This window comes from Lacrimispora indolis DSM 755, from assembly GCF_000526995.1.
In the GTDB taxonomy this organism is placed as follows: domain Bacteria; phylum Bacillota; class Clostridia; order Lachnospirales; family Lachnospiraceae; genus Lacrimispora; species Lacrimispora indolis.
In genome coordinates this window covers 982,800-996,642 of the sequence record NZ_AZUI01000001.1, presented here as the reverse complement: position 1 = coordinate 996,642, position 13,843 = coordinate 982,800, and the positions used below count along the sequence as shown (strand labels likewise).

Below are 13,843 nucleotides of genomic sequence, written 5' to 3'. Positions count from 1 at the left end.
GTGAAACGTACAATTTTTGAGGCAAGTCAGTTAGAATTAAACGACAGAGTAGTTGCTATCAAGCGCGTATCTAAAACCGTTAAAGGTGGACGTACCATGAGATTCTCTGCTTTAGTAGTCGTAGGTGATGGCAATGGCCACGTAGGTGCTGGTCTTGGCAAAGCCGGTGAAGTTCCAGAAGCAATCCGTAAGGGAAAAGAGGCTGCCGTTAAGAACATGGTTGCGGTTCCCATTGATGAGAACAGCAGCATTCCTCATGACCTGATCGGTAAATTCGGAAGTGCATCTGTACTTCTTAAGAGAGCTAACGAAGGTACAGGAGTTATCGCAGGAGGCCCTGCACGTGCGGTTTTAGAGCTTGCAGGTATTAAGAATATTCATTCTAAGTCCTTAGGTTCCAATAATAAGACCAATGTAGTTTTAGCTACTATCGAGGGATTAACCCGGTTAAAAACTCCTGAGGAAGTTGCAAAGCTTCGCGGCAAATCTGTAGAAGAGATTTTAGGCTAAGGAGGATATGAAAATGGCAGATAAATTAAAAATCACATTGGTGAAATCCCCGATCGGCGCAGTTCCGAAGCATAAAGCAACCGTTGAAGCATTAGGCTTAAAGAAGCTTCATAAGACAGTTGAAATGCCGGACAATAACGCGGTCAGAGGTATGATCGCCAACGTGCGTCATTTAGTAAAAGTTGAAGAGATTTAAGAGAATACAGTAAGGAGGTGCAAGCGATGGATTTATCAAATTTACAGCCTGCGTTAGGTTCCAAACACAGCGACAACTTCAGAAGAGGCCGCGGACATGGTTCAGGAAACGGCAAGACAGCAGGTAAGGGTCATAAGGGACAGAAGGCACGTTCCGGTGCTACCAGACCAGGTTTTGAAGGCGGCCAGATGCCTTTATACAGACGTATTCCTAAGAGAGGCTTTACAAATAGAAATACTAAAACCATTATCGGTATCAATGTAAATGCATTAGAGGCATTCGAAAACGATACGGTTGTTACTGTTGAAACTTTAATAGAGAGCGGTATTGTTAAGAATCCGCGTGACGGTGTTAAGATCCTTGGAAATGGAGAATTAACCAAAAAGCTTACAGTAAAGGTAGATGCTTTCAGCGAAGGCGCAAAAACCAAAATCGAGGCTTTAGGTGGAACCTGCGAGGTGATCTAATATGTTAAAAACACTCCGTAATGCATTCAAGATCAAGGACTTAAGAAAGAAACTCATCTTTACGTTCCTGATGCTGGTGGTTACCAGAATCGGTTCTCAGCTGCCGATTCCAGGAGTTGAAACAAGCTTTTTCAAAGATTTTTTTGCTCAGCAGAACAACGATGCGTTTGGATTTTTCAACGCCATGACTGGCAGCTCTTTTACCAACATGTCCGTGTTCGCTCTGAGCATTACCCCTTACATCACATCTTCCATCATCATGCAGCTTTTGACCATTGCGATTCCAAAGCTTGAGGAAATGCAGCGAGATGGTGAAGACGGAAGAAAAAAGATTGCAGAATACACCCGTTACGTAACAGTTGGTCTGGCTTTGATCGAGTCCGTCGCTATGGCGGTCGGATTCGGCGGCCAGGGTCTGTTAAAAGAATTTAATGCCTTAAGCATTATTATCGCTGTTGCAACCATGACGGCAGGAAGTGCTCTTCTGATGTGGATCGGTGAGCGGATTACGGAAAAGGGTGTAGGCAATGGTATTTCCATGGTCCTGTCATTTAACATCATTTCCAGCTTTCCGACTGATGCGTCAACCTTATATACCAGATTTATGTCTGGAAAATCGGTTGCCGTAGCAGCAGTTGCAGCCATTGTTATCATTGCTGTTATTGTGGCAATCGTGGTATTTGTTATTATCCTTCAGGATGGAGAGAGAAGGATTCCAGTACAGTATTCCAAAAAGATGCAGGGACGGAAGATGGTCGGCGGCCAAGCCACCAATATTCCGTTAAAAGTGAATACAGCCGGCGTTATTCCGGTGATTTTCGCTTCCTCCATTATGTCGTTCCCGGTTGTAATCTCCCAGTTCTTTGGGGCGAGTATCAACTACAACAGCATTGGAGGCCACATTTTGGCGGCGCTGAACTCTTCCAGCTGGTTCAAGCCGGAAAGACCGGTGTATACTATCGGCCTGGCCGTTTACGTGGCACTTATTATTGTGTTCGCTTACTTCTATACATCAATTACGTTTAACCCGCTTGAAGTTGCGAATAACATGAAGAAGTCCGGCGGCTTTATCCCGGGTATCCGCCCAGGAAAGCCTACCAGCGATTACCTCAATTCTATTTTAAACTATATCGTATTTATAGGCGCATGCGGCCTGACGATTATCTGTATCGTTCCGATCATGGTGTCCGGTTTATTCAATGTAAGCCGTTTATCATTCGGCGGCACATCCTTGATCATCATCGTCAGCGTAGTCTTAGAAACGTTAAAGGCGATTGAATCTCAGATGCTTGTGCGCTATTATAAAGGCTTTTTAAACGATTAGAGGACAAACCAAGAGAAACACGCGCGGCGTGTTTTTCTTGGAATTTGTATTATTATCCTTAAAGAAGTTATGTATTTCATGTAAGGGAGGGACTGTCTATGAAAATTATCATGTTAGGTGCTCCTGGTGCCGGCAAAGGCACCCAGGCAAAAAAGATTGCCGAAAGGTATCAGATTCCCCATATTTCTACCGGAGACATTTTTCGCTCCAACATCAAGGAGGGGACAGAGTTAGGCAGGAAGGCAAAGGAATACATGGATCAGGGTGCTCTTGTGCCGGATGAACTGACCATTGGGATGCTCATGGACCGCATTCAGAAGGAAGACTGTGTAAACGGATACGTACTGGATGGTTTTCCTAGAACCATTCCGCAGGCTGAAAGCCTTAAAAAGGCACTTTCTGAGATGGGGCAGAAGATTGACTTTGCGATTAATGTAGACGTACCGGATGAGAAGATTATAGACAGAATGGCAGGCCGCCGTGCCTGTATTGCCTGTGGAGCTACATATCACATTGTGTATAATCCAAGCAGGGTTCCCGATGTATGTGATGTATGCGGGGCAGGTCTTGTCCTGCGGGATGATGATAAGCCGGAAACTGTTAAAAGACGTTTGTCGGTCTACCATGATCAGACGAAACCTCTGATCGATTATTATAAGGAAGCAGGTGTACTGGTGAATATCGATGGAACACAGGATTTAAGCAAGGTGTTCTCGGACATCTCTGCTGTTTTAGGAGCATAGTTTATGTCAGTTACGATCAAATCTGCAAGAGAGATAGAACTTATGAGAGAGGCAGGAAAGATTCTTTGTAAAACTCATGAAGAGCTTTCAAAAGCCTTGAAGCCGGGAATGACAACCTGGGATATTGATCATCTGGGAGAAGAAATCATAAGGAGTTATGGCTGTACGCCCTCTTTCCTGAATTATAATGGTTATCCTGCATCCATCTGCGTTTCCGTAAACGATGAGGTGGTTCACGGGATTCCAAGTAAGAAGCGTGTTTTAGCAGAGGGCGATATCGTAAGTCTGGATGCCGGAGTTATTTACAAAGGATATCATTCCGATGCAGCAAGGACTTACGGGATCGGAGAGATCACTCCTTTCGCAGGACAGCTCATAGAAGTGACAAGACAATGTTTCTTTGAAGGGATTAAATTTGCAAAATCTGGCAATCATCTGAATGATATATCTGCTGCAATCCAGAACTATGCGGAAAAGTTTGGCTTTGGAGTTGTCCGGGATCTGGTAGGCCATGGAATCGGCTCTCATTTGCATGAGGAGCCAGAGGTACCGAACTTTGCACGGAAAAGACGGGGAATCAAATTAAAGCCGGGAATGACTCTGGCCATCGAACCCATGATCAATGGGGGAACGCCTGAGGTCGTATGGCTTGACGACGATTGGACCGTTGTAACAGAAGATGGAAACCTTTCCGCCCATTACGAAAATACCGTACTGATCACGGAGGGTGAACCGGAGATCCTTTCTCTGGTTTCCCATGTCCGATGAGGAAGTGTCCATGATGTTAGGCACCGGAGCATTTGTAAGATCTGTGGCAGGACACGATAAAGGCGGTTATTTCTTCATATTACGGGAGGAAGGGGAATATATATATCTGGTGGACGGAAAATACAGACGTCTGGACTGCCCGAAGAAGAAAAAGAAAAAGCATGTGGAAGCCCTTTTATGGGAGAAACATTCCCCTGGAACGAAAATCAGGGAAAATAAATCAGTCACCGATGAAGAGATCAAACATTTCATCAGATGTTTCAAAAGAGAAGAACAGGTTGTTAGGAGGTAAGCTTTATGTCAAAAGCAGATGTTATTGAAATTGAAGGAACCGTTGTGGAGAAGCTTCCCAATGCCATGTTCCAGGTAGAACTGGAAAATGGCCATCAGGTACTGGCTCACATCAGCGGAAAACTTCGCATGAACTACATTCGTATTTTACCGGGAGATAAAGTGACCATTGAGATGTCCCCCTATGATTTAAGCAAGGGACGTATCATCTGGAGAGACAAATAGGGCGCCTTTTCATAAAAGGCTGCCTGTTTCTCAGGCGCGACACGCCAGGGTAAAGGGTTAATAAATATATAGGAAAAAGTGCTTGCATTTTAAAATAAAGAGTGTTATAATGCTATAGCGACTTTGTTGAAATACTGGGTGTATTATGCCCTTATGGGCAGCACTGGTTTTACGATAAAAACACACTGCGGGTATACTCAGAAAGCTCTTTGCAAGAGGAGACTCCATCGCCGCTGGGCTTGTTGAGAGACTTGTCCGAGTGTCGGAGGAGCGCTTTCGCACGGAAACGCCTATAAACGGCGCAAAGTGCTTAATGTGAAAGGGCGCATAACGGAAAGGAGAATTGCTGTGAAGGTTAGATCATCAGTCAAACCGATTTGCGAAAAATGCAAAATCATCAAGAGAAAAGGCAGTATCAGAGTAATCTGTGAAAATCCTAAGCATAAGCAGAGACAAGGTTAAAAAAATAATGGAGGTGTAATACACAAATGGCTCGTATTTCAGGTGTTGATTTACCAAGAGAAAAACGTGTTGAGATCGGCTTGACCTATATCTACGGTATCGGCAGAACAAGTTCAAACCGCATCCTGACAGAAGCTGGCGTTAGTCCTGACACTCGTGTTAAGGATTTAACTGACGACGAAGTAAAGAGAATTTCATCAGTGATTGCTGATTCTCAGATTGTTGAAGGTGATTTACGCAGAGAAATCGCTATGAACATCAAGAGACTTCAGGAAATCGGCTGCTATCGCGGAATCCGTCATAGGAAGAGTCTGCCTGTTCGTGGTCAGAAAACAAAGACCAACGCAAGAACACGTAAGGGTCCTAGAAAGACTGTAGCAAACAAGAAGAAATAAGTAAGGATAATAATATCCTCACCCAATAACAGCGAATCACGTTACATGTTTTAAAAACAGGAATAACAGGATTCAGATGCAAGTAAAAAGAAAGTAGGTTAGTTTAAAATGGCTAAAAAAATGTCCACTACTAAAAAAGTGACAAAAAAGCGCGTAAAGAAAAACGTTGAACGCGGACAAGCACATATCCAGTCATCTTTTAATAACACGATCGTGACATTAACAGATACACAGGGTAATGCATTATCCTGGGCAAGTGCTGGTGGTCTTGGCTTCAGAGGTTCAAGGAAATCTACTCCATATGCAGCTCAGATGGCGGCAGAAACTGCTACTAAGGCAGCTCTTGTACATGGTTTAAAATCAGTAGACGTCATGGTCAAAGGTCCTGGTTCAGGCCGTGAAGCAGCTATTCGTGCACTTCAGGCATGCGGATTAGAGGTAACCAGCATTAAGGATGTAACTCCGGTTCCACATAACGGTTGTCGTCCACCAAAACGTAGAAGAGTCTAATTAGGAGGTAATTACAGTGGCAGTTGACAGAGTTCCTGTTCTTAAAAGATGTAGATCCCTTGGTCTTGATCCGATCTATTTAGGAATAGATAAAAAATCAAACAGAGAATTAAAAAGAGCTAACAGAAAGATGAGTGAGTACGGCATTCAGCTTAGAGAAAAGCAGAAAGCTAAATTCATCTACGGTGTTCTTGAGAAACCTTTCCGTAACTACTATGCAAAGGCTTCCAGAATGAATGGTCTGGTAGGTGAAAACCTGATGATCCTTCTGGAGAGAAGACTTGATAATGTAGTATTCCGTATGGGATTCGGAAGAACAAGAAGAGAGACCAGACAGATGGTTGACCATAAGAGCATTCTTGTAAACGGCAAGTGCGTAAACATTCCTTCCTATTTAATTAAGGCTGGAGATGTGATCGAAGTAAAAGAGAAGAGCAAAGCCAACCCAAGATTTAAGAGTGTTCAGGAAACAACCGCAGGACGTATGGTTCCGGCATGGCTTGATGTTGACCATGAGAATTTACGTGGTACTGTAAAAGAGTTACCAACAAGAGATGAGATTGATGTTCCGGTGAATGAAATGCTTATCGTCGAGTTGTACTCCAAATAATTGAAAGTCTGTTGATTGAAGCCGGCTTTCGCCCGGGGGGATACCCCTCCGGGCAAGGTTTGAGTATAAGACCCTCGATACAAAATACCCAAAAGGAGGGGCTATTAGTGTTCGATTTTGAAAAACCAAACATTGAGATTGCTGAAATCTCAGAAGATAAAAAATATGGCAAGTTTGTAGTTGAACCGCTTGAAAGAGGTTATGGCACGACTTTAGGAAATTCCTTAAGAAGAATCATGCTTTCTTCCTTACCGGGCGCTGCAGTGAGTCAGGTAAAAATCGACGGCGTTTTGCATGAATTCAGTTCTATTCCAGGTGTTAAGGAAGATGTAACTGAGATCATCATGAACATCAAGAGCTTATCTATTAAGAATAACAGCGACACCAACGAAGCAAAGGTTGCTTACATTGAGTTTGAAGGCGAAGGCGTTATAACGGCTGCGGATATTCAGGCAGATCCTGATATCGAGATCATGAATCCGGAGCAGGTCATCGCCACCTTAAGCGGCGGCACGGACAGCAAGTTCTATATGGAGCTTACTATTACCAAGGGCCGCGGCTATGTAAGCGCAGATAAAAATAAGAGTGAAGATTTACCCATAGGCGTGATTGCCGTTGATTCTATTTATACACCAGTGGAACGCGTCAACATGACGGTAGAAAACACCCGAGTAGGTCAGGTTACGGATTACGATAAGCTGACATTAGATGTATTTACAAATGGTACCTCGGCACCCGATGAGGCAGTCAGTCTTGCCGCAAAGGTGTTAAGCGAACATTTGAACCTGTTCATTGATTTATCTGAGAACGCTAAGACTGCAGAAGTCATGGTGGAAAAAGAAGATAATGAAAAGGAAAAGGTTCTGGAAATGAACATTGATGAACTGGAGCTTTCTGTCCGTTCATACAACTGTCTGAAGAGAGCCGGTATCAATACGGTGGAAGAACTGTGCAACCGTACCTCCGAAGATATGATGAAGGTTCGTAATCTGGGCCGCAAGTCTTTAGAAGAAGTGCTGGCCAAATTAAAAGAGTTAGGCTTGCAGCTTAACCCAAGCGATGATTCCGCTGTATAACCGGACCGCTTGAAGCAGCTGATTTATGGAGATAAAGCATTGGTACAATAAGTCCGAAGAAGCATGTACCAGTGTTCCACAAATGGAGGAATATTAAAATGGCAGGATATAGAAAGCTGGGAAAAACTTCCAGCCAGAGAAAAGCATTAATCAGAAGCCAGGTAACTGCATTATTATATAATGGCAAAATCGTGACAACAGAGGCTAGGGCAAAAGAAATCCGCAAGGTGGCTGAAGGCCTCATCGCTTTAGCGGTAAAAGAGAAAGACAATTTTGAGAATGTTAAGGTTACCGCAAAAGTTGCACGTAAAGATAAAGACGGTAAGAGAGTGAAAGAAGTCGTTAACGGCAAGAAAGTTACCGTTTACGATGAAGTGGAGAAAGAGATCAAGAAAGATCTTCCTTCCAGACTTCACGCTAGAAGACTGATGTTAAAGGTTCTTTATGACGTAACAGAGGTTCCGGCAGAAGCTGCAGGAAGAAAGAAAAACACAAAATCTGTTGATCTGCCAAAGAAGCTGTTTGAAGAAGTTGCCCCAAAGTACGTATCCCGCAACGGCGGCTACACCCGTATCGTTAAGATCGGCCAGCGTAAAGGCGACGGAGCCATGGAAGTAGTACTGGAGTTGGTATAACCACGAAAGCAATGAGCAGTGTTGAAAAAAGGTTCGATAGAATTTTCGTTGTGCTTGCACATAAGAAAATTCTATCGAACCTTTTTTCATAGGGCGAATGCCCGTGGGCTGGGGTATCCGCAGGATACCCCAGCCCACACTGCGGACTTATTGCAGATCCCCCATATCAAAGTACATTCTCCATCATATTTTTTAATTCAAAAATCCCCGCCAAAACGCCTCCATTCCATAAATCTCCCCAACCATCAAGCTTTTATCCATTTCCCTCCTCCCATTTAAAGAACCGCAAGAATAAAGAAAGAATATCGTAAGTTGACGGTCAATTGGTTTCAGGGATATAATGTCAGTAATAGAAGTAGATGACTGTTTTGTCAGAATACGTTAAATAGGAGAGTGGGAGGTTTTTTTATGAAACATTTTAAACGGTTAGTTGCTTTGGCTTCTATGGTGAGCCTTTTGGGGCTCAGCATTCCATTTGAGTCCCTGGCTGCTGTAAAGACCATAACATCAGTGACCATTTACGCAGGGCTGGAGGAACTGGAATCGGGAGAGACGCTGCCATCAGAAGACAGCTTTAAAATGAATGAAGCAACAGGAAACTATGTTTATACCAATAACGACAGATACGAAGTGACAGAGGTGGACTGGATCACATCCGATACAAAGGAGATGAAAGTGGGATCTGAACCTAAGATGAAGGTGACTTTAAGGGCAACTAATTCCGATGAATATGCCTTTAAGGGAGGATATCAGTCCAGTAACATTACCATTAAGGGAGGAACTTATGTTTCTGCCAGCCGTTCAGGGTCAGATACACTGTATGTCACATTTACCTTTAAACCCATAAAGGGCACATATGAATCACCGGAAGATGCTTACTGGAGAGAATCAGGATACGGCAATGCCAAATGGAGCTCCGTGGATAACAGCTCAGGTGCTTATGACGTTTATTTATACAGAGGAAGCAGCATAGTGAAAAAGGTTGAGAAGCTTAAGGCTACCTCTTACAACTTCTTTCCTTATATGACAAAGGCAGGTACTTACAGCTTTAAAGTGCGTACCGTACCATATACGGAAAGCGAACAGAAATATGGAAAGAACAGTGACTGGACAGAATCTGATGAAGTATATCTGCCCGAGGAAAAGGTATCCGATGGAAGCGGCCAGGATAACGGCACTCCAACAAGCGGGCAGGTAGGCTGGATCAAAAACGGCAACTCCTGGTATTACCGCTATCCCGATGGAACCTATCATAAAAACAACTGGGCAAAGATCAATAATAAGTGGTATTTATTTGATTCCAACGGTGCTATGGTGACCGGCTGGCAGCAGAGAAATAACTTATGGTATTTCTTAAACAGCGACGGAGCCATGACATCCGGGTGGATCGTTTCTAATAATAAATGGTATTACTTAAATCCTTCCACTACCAGCGGTGTGGAGGGTGCCATGGCGACCGGCTGGATCAATTACAATAATAAATGGTATTATACGGATTCCTCAGGAGTTATGCAGGAAGGCTGGAAGCAGGTAGACGGAAACTGGTATTATTTCTATCCAGGTGAGGGGTCAAAGGCTGTCAATACTACCATCAGCGGATTTCCGGTAGATGGCAACGGTATATGGCGTAAGTAACAGCAGGAAAGGAAGTAGATATCGATGAAGTGGATGCAGGGGAAAGGGAAGTGGCTGGTGCTTTTATGTGCCTTAATGGTTCTGGGAACAGGGATGACAGTCCCGGCTTCCGGAAGCTTGAAGATCCGCCTGGATCATGGAAGCAAAAGCAGCTGGACGGAAGGAATCCAGGTTCCGTCTGTAACGGTCAACTATTCAGAGGTAGGTCCGGAATGGAGCAAGGAGAATGTGGATGATTGGGTCCCCGGAAAGAAGATAACCGGTACCATAAGAGTGAGCGGCACTTATACCAGATCTGACTGTACCGTTTATGGAGGAAGCCTGGTTTCTGTAAATGCAGAAGATGAGGAAACTGTAATAAAGGTTTCCTACGTCCCGGTGGCAATGCTGGAAAGCCCGGAAAGGGCAGGATGGAGCGACAACACGAAGACAAAGGCTTCCTGGAAAAAGGTTCCGTTTGCTTCCAGGTATCAGGTGATCCTGTACAAGGAGGGCGGTATCTGGATCAAGAGCCTGACCACTTCATCGACTTCCGTGGATCTATTACAGTACATGGATGGAGGTTATAAGTATTTCTATACCGTAAAGGCAATTCCAAAGGATTCTTCTGAGGAAGATTATCTGAAAGAAGGAGAAGTGACCACCTCTGATGATTCTGTGGTCCAGGAGCTGGGAGATACCACGGGAACCTGGGCAGAGTATCAGAACGGGAAAAAATACCGGGGCGAGGATGGAAACTACGTTATGGGCCAGTGGAAAATGGTCAGCGGAAAATGGTATTATTTTAACAGTGATGGTTACGCGGCCGTTGGCTGGCAGTATATAGGTGATAAATGGTACTATATGGGCCCAGATGCCCAGATGCTGACCGGCTGGCAGCAAGTAAATGAAAAATGGTATTATTTAAATACTGACGGTGACATGGCTGTTGGCTGGATCCAGCCTCAGCCTGGAAAATGGTATTATCTCTATAGTGACGGCAGTATGGCAGTGAATACAAAGGTGGAAGGTATCTACCAGGTAGACGGCTCGGGACTTTGGGTTCCGTAATAGAAATGGCACAGATGGCTGCATCTGTGCCGTTTTTTATCGTATAGGAAAGTTCGTCCTATACGATAAAAACCCTCCGGGAGGATCGCACTGCGGCGGCAGGGGTGGATGTCGCCGGGGCGACCCGCCGCAGGCGGAGAATCCCGCAAGCGGGATTCTTTCTTGTTCTGGAAACGTGCACCCTATTTCACTCCACCCCATTGAAATATTAAAAAAACCTTATGAAAGCAGCATGTGAGGCTGAAAATTATCATTTATCAAGAAAATTTCTCCGATCACCCCTGGAATTTACAAAAGATTCGTGCCGATGCTTGACTGTTATGAAATATTCAACTAAAATTATGTGGCATATGAATGTTTGAATCTATCAGAGAAAGGTCCGCTATGGGAATAATAAAAACGTCAAAACTGATATTTGATTATATCAGAAGAGATGAAGAAGAAAATATTGAAGAAATTAAGCGTGCCATTGACGGCGTCAGCCTGGATATTGAAGCCGGGAAGTTTGTGGCCATACTTGGACACAACGGCTCCGGAAAGTCCACTTTTGCAAAACAGCTGGATGCGATTTTGCTACCTACGGAAGGGACTGTGTGGATTCAGGGGATGGATACCTCCGTGGAAGAAAATTTATGGGAAGTTCGGAAAAAGACCGGGATGGTATTCCAGAACCCGGATAATCAGATCATCGGAAACATTGTGGAGGAAGATGTGGGTTTTGGTCCTGAAAACCTGGGCGTTCCCACGGATGAGATATGGAAGAGGGTAGATGAAAGTCTGGAGAGTGTTGGAATGGCTGCATTCCGGATGAAGTCCCCCAATAAGCTTTCTGGAGGCCAAAAGCAAAGGGTCGCCATTGCAGGTGTTATGGCTATGCGCCCTCAGTGCATTGTTTTAGACGAGCCTACGGCCATGCTGGATCCTAACGGCCGGAAGGAAGTTGTAAAAACGGTCAGGGAATTGAATCGTAAAGAAGGGATCACAGTCCTTCTGATCACCCACTATATGGAAGAGGTCATAGACGCAGACAGGGTCATTGTCATGGACAATGGCAGGATCGTTATGGATGGCACTCCAAAGGAAATCTTCTCAAGGGTAGAAGAACTGAAATCCTACCGTCTGGATGTTCCTCAGGTAACGGAGCTGGCTTATGAGCTTCAAAAGAATGGCATAGACTTACCTGCTGGGATACTGACACTGGAGGAGCTGATGGAAAATCTTCTGCCAAAGTTTGCAGAGCGTTTTCCAGGATCAGTGACTCTGGAGAATGGAGTAAAGGATGGCAATTAAAGCAGAGCATTTGAACTATGTTTACAGCCTTGGAACAGCCTTTGAGCAGCAGGCGTTAAAGGATATAAACCTGGAAATAAAAGACGGGGAATTTGTGGGCCTGATCGGGCATACAGGCTCTGGGAAGTCGACCCTGATCCAGCATTTAAACGGATTGATGAAAGCCACTTCAGGGGCCATTTATTATAATGGAAGGAACATTTATGAGGGAGGTTACGATCTGCGGGCTTTGAGAAGCAAGGTGGGACTTGTATTCCAGTATCCCGAGCATCAGCTTTTTGAGATCAATGTGTTTACGGACGTTTGTTTTGGGCCAAAGAATCAGGGGCTTTCCAAACAGGAAACCGAGAATCGGGCAAAGGAAGCATTGACCATGGTAGGGCTTGATGAAAGCTTTTACAGCCGGTCGCCTTTTGAGCTTTCGGGAGGACAGAAGCGGCGGGTAGCCATAGCAGGCGTTCTTGCAATGAATCCTGAGGTGCTCATACTGGATGAGCCGACCGCAGGCTTAGACCCAAGAGGAAGAGATGAGATCCTGGATCAGATTCATAGGCTTCACCGGGAAAGGAATATGACCATTATTCTGGTTTCTCACAGCATGGAGGACATTGCCCGGTATGTGGACCGGATTCTGGTTATGAATCATGGGGAAAAGGTGTTTGACGATACACCCAAGGAGGTATTCAAGCATTATAAGGAGCTGGAAGCCATGGGCCTTGCAGCGCCCCAGATCACCTATGTGGTCCATTCCCTGCGGGATCATGGCGTCCCCATTGATGATAACATTACAACTGTAGAGGAAGCCAGAGACGAGATTTTGCGGCTTCTGGAAAAATAGATGGGGAGATATTATGCTGAAAGATATTACTTTAGGGCAGTATTATCCGGTGGATTCCAGACTTCACAGGCTGGATCCACGGACAAAGCTGTTTGGGACTATGGTTTTCATCATATCCCTTTTTATTGCAAATGACATATGGGCGTATCTGATCGCCACCCTTTTTCTGATTATGGCGATCCGGTTGAGCGAAGTCCCATTTAAGTTCATGGTGAGAGGATTAAAGGCGATCGTATTTCTGCTTCTTATCAGCGTCAGCTTTAATTTGTTCCTGACTCCGGGGGAGCCGATCATCAGGCTGGGATTTTTGAAAATAACAAAGGAAGGCGTTAAAATAGCGGCATTTATGGGAGTCCGGCTCATTTACCTGGTGATCGGATCTTCCATCATGACTCTTACCACCACGCCAAACCAGCTGACTGATGGCCTGGAAAAAAGCCTGGGATTTTTAAAGAAGGTGGGAGTTCCTGTCCATGAGGTATCCATGATGATGTCCATTGCCTTAAGGTTCATCCCCATCCTTGTGGAAGAAACAGATAAGATCATGAAGGCTCAGATGGCCAGGGGAGCTGATTTTGAAACAGGAAATCTGATCCAGAAGGCAAAGAACATGATCCCCCTTCTGGTTCCATTGTTTATTTCCGCTTTCCGCCGCGCCACGGATCTGGCGATGGCCATGGAGGCCAGATGCTACCGGGGAGGAGAAGGAAGGACTAAAATGAAGCCCCTCCGGTATGGAAAACAGGACGGAGTCGCCTATCTGGTGTATCTGGTATATCTGGCCGCTATCGTAGGAATTGGAATCATGGGATAAGACT

Annotated in this window: 19 protein-coding genes; all 19 read left to right on the top strand. The window is 44.7% G+C overall.

Annotated elements, in window-relative coordinates:
- The 19 genes from rpsE to K401_RS0104715 all read left to right on the top strand — a co-directional run bounded on the left by rpsE (window position 1) and on the right by K401_RS0104715 (window position 13,839).
- Window positions 1-510, top strand: coding sequence for a 30S ribosomal protein S5 (gene rpsE, locus K401_RS0104800; RefSeq protein ID WP_024348300.1), 510 nt, complete (start codon window positions 1-3; stop codon window positions 508-510).
- A gap of 13 nt (window positions 511-523) precedes the next feature.
- Complete coding sequence (gene rpmD, locus K401_RS0104795; protein WP_024291892.1) at window positions 524-706, top strand: 50S ribosomal protein L30; 183 nt, start codon at window positions 524-526, stop codon at window positions 704-706.
- A gap of 26 nt (window positions 707-732) precedes the next feature.
- On the top strand, window positions 733-1,173 hold the full coding sequence (gene rplO, locus K401_RS0104790) for a 50S ribosomal protein L15 (protein WP_024291891.1): 441 nt from the start codon (window positions 733-735) through the stop codon (window positions 1,171-1,173).
- Window position 1,174: 1 nt separating this feature from the next.
- Entirely contained in the window at window positions 1,175-2,497 is a 1,323-nt protein-coding gene (gene secY / locus K401_RS0104785) for a preprotein translocase subunit SecY (protein ID WP_024291890.1), read from the top strand.
- 98 nt (window positions 2,498-2,595) lie between these two features.
- Entirely contained in the window at window positions 2,596-3,240 is a 645-nt protein-coding gene (locus K401_RS0104780; RefSeq protein ID WP_024291889.1) for an adenylate kinase, read from the top strand.
- A 3-nt stretch (window positions 3,241-3,243) separates the two neighbouring features.
- Window positions 3,244-4,008 carry a type I methionyl aminopeptidase gene (gene map, locus K401_RS0104775; protein WP_024291888.1) on the top strand — a complete coding sequence of 255 codons (765 nt, stop codon included), beginning with the start codon at window positions 3,244-3,246 and terminating at the stop codon, window positions 4,006-4,008.
- Window positions 4,009-4,018: 10 nt separating this feature from the next.
- Window positions 4,019-4,300 carry a KOW domain-containing RNA-binding protein gene (locus tag K401_RS0104770; protein WP_051153238.1) on the top strand — a complete coding sequence of 94 codons (282 nt, stop codon included), beginning with the start codon at window positions 4,019-4,021 and terminating at the stop codon, window positions 4,298-4,300.
- Window positions 4,301-4,305: 5 nt separating this feature from the next.
- Window positions 4,306-4,524, top strand: coding sequence for a translation initiation factor IF-1 (gene infA, locus K401_RS0104765; RefSeq protein WP_013274317.1), 219 nt, complete (start codon window positions 4,306-4,308; stop codon window positions 4,522-4,524).
- A gap of 348 nt (window positions 4,525-4,872) precedes the next feature.
- Window positions 4,873-4,986, top strand: a complete 114-nt coding sequence (rpmJ, locus tag K401_RS32275; RefSeq protein WP_003497809.1) for a 50S ribosomal protein L36 — start codon at window positions 4,873-4,875, stop codon at window positions 4,984-4,986.
- A gap of 26 nt (window positions 4,987-5,012) precedes the next feature.
- Window positions 5,013-5,381: a 30S ribosomal protein S13 gene (rpsM, locus tag K401_RS0104760; RefSeq protein ID WP_024291886.1), complete on the top strand. Its 369-nt coding sequence runs from the start codon at window positions 5,013-5,015 to the stop codon at window positions 5,379-5,381.
- A 108-nt stretch (window positions 5,382-5,489) separates the two neighbouring features.
- Window positions 5,490-5,891: a 30S ribosomal protein S11 gene (rpsK, locus tag K401_RS0104755; RefSeq protein WP_024348298.1), complete on the top strand. Its 402-nt coding sequence runs from the start codon at window positions 5,490-5,492 to the stop codon at window positions 5,889-5,891.
- 16 nt (window positions 5,892-5,907) lie between these two features.
- The gene (gene rpsD / locus K401_RS0104750) at window positions 5,908-6,501 is read left to right on the top strand and encodes a 30S ribosomal protein S4 (protein WP_024291884.1); all 594 of its coding nucleotides are present in this window, start codon (window positions 5,908-5,910) and stop codon (window positions 6,499-6,501) included.
- Window positions 6,502-6,608: 107 nt separating this feature from the next.
- Entirely contained in the window at window positions 6,609-7,577 is a 969-nt protein-coding gene (locus K401_RS0104745) for a DNA-directed RNA polymerase subunit alpha (protein WP_024291883.1), read from the top strand.
- Between the two features lie 98 nt (window positions 7,578-7,675).
- Entirely contained in the window at window positions 7,676-8,212 is a 537-nt protein-coding gene (locus tag K401_RS0104740; RefSeq protein WP_024291882.1) for a bL17 family ribosomal protein, read from the top strand.
- 408 nt (window positions 8,213-8,620) lie between these two features.
- On the top strand, window positions 8,621-9,847 hold the full coding sequence (locus K401_RS0104735; protein WP_024291881.1) for a cell wall-binding repeat-containing protein: 1,227 nt from the start codon (window positions 8,621-8,623) through the stop codon (window positions 9,845-9,847).
- A 24-nt stretch (window positions 9,848-9,871) separates the two neighbouring features.
- A complete protein-coding gene (locus K401_RS0104730; RefSeq protein WP_024291880.1) occupies window positions 9,872-10,897 on the top strand; it encodes a cell wall-binding protein in 1,026 nt (341 codons plus the stop codon).
- A gap of 384 nt (window positions 10,898-11,281) precedes the next feature.
- Entirely contained in the window at window positions 11,282-12,187 is a 906-nt protein-coding gene (locus K401_RS0104725) for an energy-coupling factor transporter ATPase (protein WP_024291879.1), read from the top strand.
- Window positions 12,177-13,025 carry an energy-coupling factor transporter ATPase gene (locus tag K401_RS0104720; protein ID WP_024291878.1) on the top strand — a complete coding sequence of 283 codons (849 nt, stop codon included), beginning with the start codon at window positions 12,177-12,179 and terminating at the stop codon, window positions 13,023-13,025. The genes K401_RS0104725 and K401_RS0104720 overlap by 11 nt, the downstream gene beginning before the upstream one ends.
- A 13-nt stretch (window positions 13,026-13,038) precedes the next feature.
- Window positions 13,039-13,839, top strand: a complete 801-nt coding sequence (locus K401_RS0104715; protein WP_024291877.1) for an energy-coupling factor transporter transmembrane component T family protein — start codon at window positions 13,039-13,041, stop codon at window positions 13,837-13,839.
- Window positions 13,840-13,843: the final 4 nt, after the last annotated feature.

Coding starts and splice junctions, on each gene's coding strand:
- rpmD (WP_024291892.1), top strand. CDS start 524: ATGGCAGATAAATTAAAAATCACATTGGTGAAATCCCCGATCGGCGCA.
- rplO (WP_024291891.1), top strand. CDS start 733: ATGGATTTATCAAATTTACAGCCTGCGTTAGGTTCCAAACACAGCGAC.
- secY (WP_024291890.1), top strand. CDS start 1,175: ATGTTAAAAACACTCCGTAATGCATTCAAGATCAAGGACTTAAGAAAG.
- K401_RS0104780 (WP_024291889.1), top strand. CDS start 2,596: ATGAAAATTATCATGTTAGGTGCTCCTGGTGCCGGCAAAGGCACCCAG.
- map (WP_024291888.1), top strand. CDS start 3,244: ATGTCAGTTACGATCAAATCTGCAAGAGAGATAGAACTTATGAGAGAG.
- K401_RS0104770 (WP_051153238.1), top strand. CDS start 4,019: ATGATGTTAGGCACCGGAGCATTTGTAAGATCTGTGGCAGGACACGAT.
- infA (WP_013274317.1), top strand. CDS start 4,306: ATGTCAAAAGCAGATGTTATTGAAATTGAAGGAACCGTTGTGGAGAAG.
- rpsM (WP_024291886.1), top strand. CDS start 5,013: ATGGCTCGTATTTCAGGTGTTGATTTACCAAGAGAAAAACGTGTTGAG.
- rpsK (WP_024348298.1), top strand. CDS start 5,490: ATGGCTAAAAAAATGTCCACTACTAAAAAAGTGACAAAAAAGCGCGTA.
- K401_RS0104740 (WP_024291882.1), top strand. CDS start 7,676: ATGGCAGGATATAGAAAGCTGGGAAAAACTTCCAGCCAGAGAAAAGCA.
- K401_RS0104735 (WP_024291881.1), top strand. CDS start 8,621: ATGAAACATTTTAAACGGTTAGTTGCTTTGGCTTCTATGGTGAGCCTT.
- K401_RS0104730 (WP_024291880.1), top strand. CDS start 9,872: ATGAAGTGGATGCAGGGGAAAGGGAAGTGGCTGGTGCTTTTATGTGCC.
- K401_RS0104725 (WP_024291879.1), top strand. CDS start 11,282: ATGGGAATAATAAAAACGTCAAAACTGATATTTGATTATATCAGAAGA.
- K401_RS0104720 (WP_024291878.1), top strand. CDS start 12,177: ATGGCAATTAAAGCAGAGCATTTGAACTATGTTTACAGCCTTGGAACA.
- K401_RS0104715 (WP_024291877.1), top strand. CDS start 13,039: ATGCTGAAAGATATTACTTTAGGGCAGTATTATCCGGTGGATTCCAGA.